At 65.7% G+C, this 4,945-nt stretch carries 6 protein-coding genes and 1 pseudogene; 1 reads left to right on the top strand and 6 read right to left on the bottom strand.

Annotated features, from left to right (window positions below):
* The 4 genes and pseudogenes from DBR12_RS22880 to minC all read right to left on the bottom strand — a co-directional run.
* Positions 1-118, bottom strand: a pseudogene (locus DBR12_RS22880) (VOC family protein); the annotation flags it as partial.
* A gap of 37 nt (positions 119-155) precedes the next feature.
* A complete protein-coding gene (minE, locus tag DBR12_RS13955; RefSeq protein ID WP_056163087.1) occupies positions 156-422 on the bottom strand; it encodes a cell division topological specificity factor MinE in 267 nt (88 codons plus the stop codon).
* Positions 423-425: 3 nt separating this feature from the next.
* Positions 426-1,244 carry a septum site-determining protein MinD gene (gene minD / locus DBR12_RS13950; protein ID WP_108617811.1) on the bottom strand — a complete coding sequence of 273 codons (819 nt, stop codon included), beginning with the start codon at positions 1,242-1,244 and terminating at the stop codon, positions 426-428.
* 46 nt (positions 1,245-1,290) lie between these two features.
* On the bottom strand, positions 1,291-2,067 hold the full coding sequence (minC, locus tag DBR12_RS13945) for a septum site-determining protein MinC (protein ID WP_108617810.1): 777 nt from the start codon (positions 2,065-2,067) through the stop codon (positions 1,291-1,293).
* Between the two features lie 169 nt (positions 2,068-2,236).
* On the opposite strand from minC, the gene DBR12_RS13940 reads away from it, so the two are divergent.
* Complete coding sequence (locus DBR12_RS13940; protein WP_108617809.1) at positions 2,237-3,160, top strand: DMT family transporter; 924 nt, start codon at positions 2,237-2,239, stop codon at positions 3,158-3,160.
* Positions 3,161-3,226: 66 nt separating this feature from the next.
* On the opposite strand, the gene pssA is transcribed toward DBR12_RS13940, so the two are convergent.
* Together pssA and DBR12_RS13930 are read right to left on the bottom strand one after the other, a co-directional pair.
* Entirely contained in the window at positions 3,227-3,853 is a 627-nt protein-coding gene (pssA, locus tag DBR12_RS13935) for a CDP-diacylglycerol--serine O-phosphatidyltransferase (protein ID WP_108617808.1), read from the bottom strand.
* Positions 3,850-4,812 (bottom strand): LysR family transcriptional regulator, encoded by a 963-nt coding sequence (locus DBR12_RS13930; protein ID WP_108617813.1) that lies wholly within the window; start codon positions 4,810-4,812, stop codon positions 3,850-3,852. Before DBR12_RS13930 ends, pssA begins: the two co-directional genes overlap by 4 nt.
* Positions 4,813-4,945 lie beyond the last annotated feature (133 nt).

Raw genomic sequence — 4,945 nt, 5'->3', positions numbered from 1 at the left:
CCCAGGGGCGGGCGGGCTCGGTAAAACGCAAGACCAGGCCCAGGCGCTCCAGCACGGGGCTGTAGAACGCCATCGCCCGGTCAAAGTCGTTCACGCCGAGGAACACATGGGACAGCATGGCAGGGCCTTTCGCACGGCGCTTGACGCGCCGCGCTTCAACGCACCGTATCAGGCAGCTCGATCTTGACTTCGAGCACTTCCAGGTTGTCCTGGCGCTCCAGGTGCACCTTGAGGTCTTCGGGATTGATCTTCACGTACTTCGAGATCACCGCCACCAGTTCGCGCTGCAGCGCGGGCAGGTAGTCGGGCTCGGAGGCGTTGCGTCCGTTGCGTTCGTGCGCCAGGATGATCTGCAGGCGTTCCTTGGCCACGCTGGCCGTTTTCTTCTTTTCGCCGAGAAGGAAGGAGAGGAAAGAAGCCATGGCTTATTTGCTCCCGAACAGGCGTTTGAAGAAACCGGGCTTTTCAGCCTCGATGAAGCGCAGCGGCTTGTCGGTGGCACCCAGAAAACGGTCGATCACATCCTTGTAGGCCTCGCTCACATCGCTGCCCTGCGAGTGAATCGCGGGCGTGCCCTGGTTGGACGACTGCAGCACCACTTCCGACTCGGGGATCACGCCAATGAGCTTGATGCGCAGGATGTCCTGGATGTCCTCCAGGCTCAGCATCTGGCCGTCTTCCACGCGGCTGGGGTTGTAGCGCGTGATGAGCAGGTGCTCCTTGATGGGCTCGCCACCATCGATGGCACGCTTGGTCTTGCTGCCCAGCATGCCCAGGATGCGGTCGGAGTCGCGCACGCTGGACACCTCGGGGTTGGTCACCAGCAGCGCCTCGTCGGCAAAGTGCATGGCCATGAGCGCGCCGCTTTCGATGCCGGCGGGCGAGTCGCACACGATGTACTCGAAACCCATCTCGGCCAGGTCTTTGAGGATCTTCTCCACGCCGTCCTGGGTCAGGGCGTCCTTGTCGCGCGTCTGGCTGGCGGCCAGCACGAACAGGTTGTCGCACTGCTTGTCCTTGATGAGCGCCTGGTTCAGGTTGGCCTCGCCCTGGATCACGTTGATCAGGTCATACACCACGCGGCGTTCGCAGCCCATGATGAGGTCCAGGTTGCGCAGGCCGACGTCAAAGTCGATCACGGCGGTCTTGTGGCCGCGCAGGGCGAGGCCGGATGCGAAGCTGGCGCTGGTGGTGGTCTTGCCCACGCCACCCTTGCCGGAGGTCACGACGACGATTTTGGCCATGTGTTGCTGATTCTCTGTGGGTTGATACGAATGGGGAATGAAGGGCTCAGGCCAGCGGCTCGATCAGGAGCTTCTCGCCTTCCAGCCGCACCTGGGCGGGCTTGCCACGCACATCAGCGGGCAGCTCGGTCTCGGTGGTGCGGTAGATGCCTGCGATGGAGACCAGTTGGGGCTCCAGGCAGGTCGAAAAAATACGGGCTTCGGTATTGCCCCGTGCACCGGCAATCGCGCGGCCACGCAGCGGGGCGTAGACATGGATGTTGCCGTCGGCAATCACCTCGGCGCCAAAGCTCACCACGGCCATCACCACCAGGTCGGCGCCGCGCGCATACACCTGCTGGCCGGAGCGCAAGGGCTTGTCCACCACCACGGTGCCGGGGCCGGGCATGGGCACCTGCACCGGGACTTCACGCACCACTTCCACCTCAACCTCACGGATCACCTCGCGCACCACTTCCTGCACCGGCGCGGGTGCCTCGGCACGCGCGGGGGGCGCATCGGGCGAAGCCGCCAGGCCCACGGCGCGCGCAGCCTCCATCTGGGCGGGGCTGCCGCCACGCACGGCCACGGGCAGGGTGCTGTGGCGGCGCAGTTCGGCCACGATGGAGGCGAAATCGATGGGCGCTTCGGCCTCGCGCACGGGGGCCAGATCGATCAGAACCGGGTCGTTGTCGAAAAAGCCCGGGGCATCGGCCACGCGCTCGGCCAGGTCGGCCGCAAACTGTGCGGCGTCGGTGGTCTTGAGCAGCACGGCCACCACGGGCAGCGAGGCGCTCTTGAGGTCAAAGCTGTTGCGGGCCTGGGCCGCAGTCGTGAGGGCCATGAATGAAGGGCGTGGAAAGGAGCGCGGGAAGCTGTTTCAGAAGGCGCAAAGTGTACCGTGGGCCCATGTAAGCGCCTGTTCCAGCGCTATAGGCGCACAGAAGCGGGGGCCACCCGGCCGCGCCACACAAGCGACCGCCCGCGCGCAACACCCCTTTGATAATCCCCCGATGCCTTCCACCCGCAAAACCCACCTCGACGCCCTCGCCATCTCTGTGCTGCTCGCCTGCTGCATGTTCTGGGGCTTCCAGCAGGTGCTGGTCAAGGCCACGGTGGCCGAGGTGGCGCCGGTGTTCCAGGCCTTTGTGCGCTTTGCGCTGGCCACGGTTGCGGTGGCCGCCTGGTGCCTGTGGCGTGGCGTGCGGCTGTCGGCAGCGGGCGAGCCCGCCGGGGCCACGCGGGCCGGGCTGCTGGCGGGGGCGCTGTTTGCGGGCGAGTTTGCGTGCATTTACCTGGGCCTGCAGTACACCACCGCCTCGCGGCTTACCGTCTTCCTCTATGCCTCACCTTTCTGGGTGGCGCTGCTGCTTCCGCGCTTCATCCCCGGCGAGCGGTTGCAAGGCTGGCAATGGCTGGGCCTGGCTGCCGCGTTTGTGGGCGTGGGGCTGGCGCTGGGCGACGGGCTGCTGGGCCCCGCCAATGCCGCCCTGCCCCGCGCCTGGCTGGGCGACCTGATGGGGCTGGCGGCGGGGCTGATGTGGGCGCTGACCACGGTGGTCATCCGCACCACCCCGCTGGCGCGCGTGGCGCCAGCAAAGCAACTTTTCTATCAAGTGGCGGTAAGCACGGCCGTGTTGCCGGTGCTGTCGCTGGGCCTGGGCGAGGCGTGGGTCTGGCAGTTCAGCGCGTTTGCCTGGGGCTCGCTGCTGGTGCAGGCACTGGTGGGCGCGTTTGTGAGCTACCTGGCCTGGATGTGGATGCTGGCGCACTACCCGGCCACCAAGATCTCAGTGTTTGTGTTTCTCACGCCCGTGTTTGCGCTGCTGTTTGGCGCGCTCTGGCTGGGCGAACCGGTCACGCCCGGGCTGGTGGCGGCACTGGTGCTGGTGGCAGCGGGCATTGTGCTGGTGAACCGGCGGCCAGCTGCACCTTGAAATATGAACAAAAATGGCTGCCTGCGCGCAACCACATTAATTTAGCAGCTATTGTTTTTGTAGCAATCAGAGTTTCGGAATTCGAATCCGGCTGATCATCAGCGACCCCGACACCGCAAACACCAGCACCAGCGGGTGCAGCGTGAAGCCGCCGATCAGGACCTTGCCGAACCACAGGTGTTCGCGCACCGCGCCCATCGCGCCGGCCAGGGCCAGCAGGCCCACCAGCACGATGGATGTGGGGATGGGCGTGCCCTCGAAATACTTCACCTTGCCCGTGCCTTCGGACAGCGTTTCGGCCGTGACGTTGTAGCGCGCCAGGCGCGACACGCCGCAGGCCACGAAGTAGGCCAGCACGATGCGGTCGTACAGGCCCTGCATGCCGCAGCCATAAGCAATGATGGCCGGGGCGACGCCGAACGAGATCACGTCGGCCAGCGAATCCAGCTCGCGGCCCATGGCCGAGCTTTTCTGGCGCCAGCGGGCGATGCGGCCGTCGAGCACGTCAAACACCAGCGCGGCCAGCACAAGGGCGCAGGCGAAGTAGATGTGCACGATGTCGCCCGTCTCCAGGTACGACATCACAGAGAACAGGGCCCCCACGCCGCAGAACGCGTTGCCCAGCGTGAACCAGTCCGCCAGGTGGAATTCACGGATCATCGAAAAACGCTTGGGGGGGTTGGGTGTGTTCATGAAAAGGGCGCTGGGGTGCGCGCAGTGGACATCAGCGGCATTATGGGCGCGCCGCCGGGGTGTGCCGCGTGGCCTTCACCCACCTTGGCCAGGATGAAATCGATCAGCGTGCGCACCGAGCTGGTCTGGTAGCGGTTGGGCATGTAGAGCAAGAACATCTGCGTGCCGAACACGCTCAGGCGGTAGTCGTCGAGCGCAGTCACGAGGTGGCCCTGGTCCACAAGGCCCTGCACCACGTAGTCGGGCATCAGGCCCACGCCCAGGCCCTCCAGCACCGCGTCGCGCAGGAACAGCATGTTTTCGGACAGCAGCGTGGGCCGGGGCAGCACCTCTTCGCGCTGGCCGTTGCGGTAGGCGGCCACGCGCAGCTCGCGGCCAATGAACCCTGCGGAGATGAGAGGCACCGCCCCCAGGTCGCTGAGCTGCCGGGGCAGGCCCTGTGCCTGGGCATAGCCGCTGGAAGCACACACCACATACCGCACGGCCCCCAGCGGGCGGGCCACCAGCGTGGGCGGGGGCTCGGTCATGATGCGGATGGCGATGTCCACGTCCTCGCGCACCAGGTCGCTCACGCGGTTCTCGAACATCACCTCCAGCAGGATGCCGGGGTACAGGCGCTTGAACTCGATCAGCCACCCGGCCATGACCACCTGGCCATAACCCACGGGCATGCTCAGCCCCACGCGGCCCTGCAGGCTCTTGCCCAGGGTGGCGATGGTCTCCTGCGCCGCCAGGATCTCGTTGACGATGCTGCGGCCATGTTCATACAGGCGCAGCCCCACCTCGGTGGGCTCCACGCGCCGGGTGGTGCGGCGCACCAGCTGCACGCCCACCGACTTTTCGAGCTGGGCGAGGTGGTAGCTCACGTTGGCGCGGCTCATCTTGAGCTTGCGCGCCGCCAGGCTGAGGTTGCCCGCGTCCAGGATCTCCACCAGCAAGGTCAGGGCCGAGAGGTCCAGGCGGTCGGCAGCCGGCGGATTGTCAAAATTTTTCATACAGAGTGTCAATGCTTCATGGGATTGTCAAGAAATCCTGTCGCAACAACAATGGTTGTTCTGCCCCCCTTGATGCGTCCATGGCCACGACCCCTGC

The organism is Acidovorax sp. HMWF029 (assembly GCF_003060895.1).
GTDB lineage: Bacteria > Pseudomonadota > Gammaproteobacteria > Burkholderiales > Burkholderiaceae_C > Acidovorax.
Note: the sequence above shows the minus strand (reverse complement) of the source record. Positions and strands in the feature narration are given on the sequence as shown.

What these genes read in the sequence shown, in the direction of transcription:
- minE (WP_056163087.1), bottom strand. Translation starts at nt 422, where the DNA reads ATGGCTTCTTTCCTCTCCTTCCTTCTCGGCGAAAAGAAGAAAACGGCC.
- minD (WP_108617811.1), bottom strand. Translation starts at nt 1,244, where the DNA reads ATGGCCAAAATCGTCGTCGTGACCTCCGGCAAGGGTGGCGTGGGCAAG.
- minC (WP_108617810.1), bottom strand. Translation starts at nt 2,067, where the DNA reads ATGGCCCTCACGACTGCGGCCCAGGCCCGCAACAGCTTTGACCTCAAG.
- DBR12_RS13940 (WP_108617809.1), top strand. Translation starts at nt 2,237, where the DNA reads ATGCCTTCCACCCGCAAAACCCACCTCGACGCCCTCGCCATCTCTGTG.
- pssA (WP_108617808.1), bottom strand. Translation starts at nt 3,853, where the DNA reads ATGAACACACCCAACCCCCCCAAGCGTTTTTCGATGATCCGTGAATTC.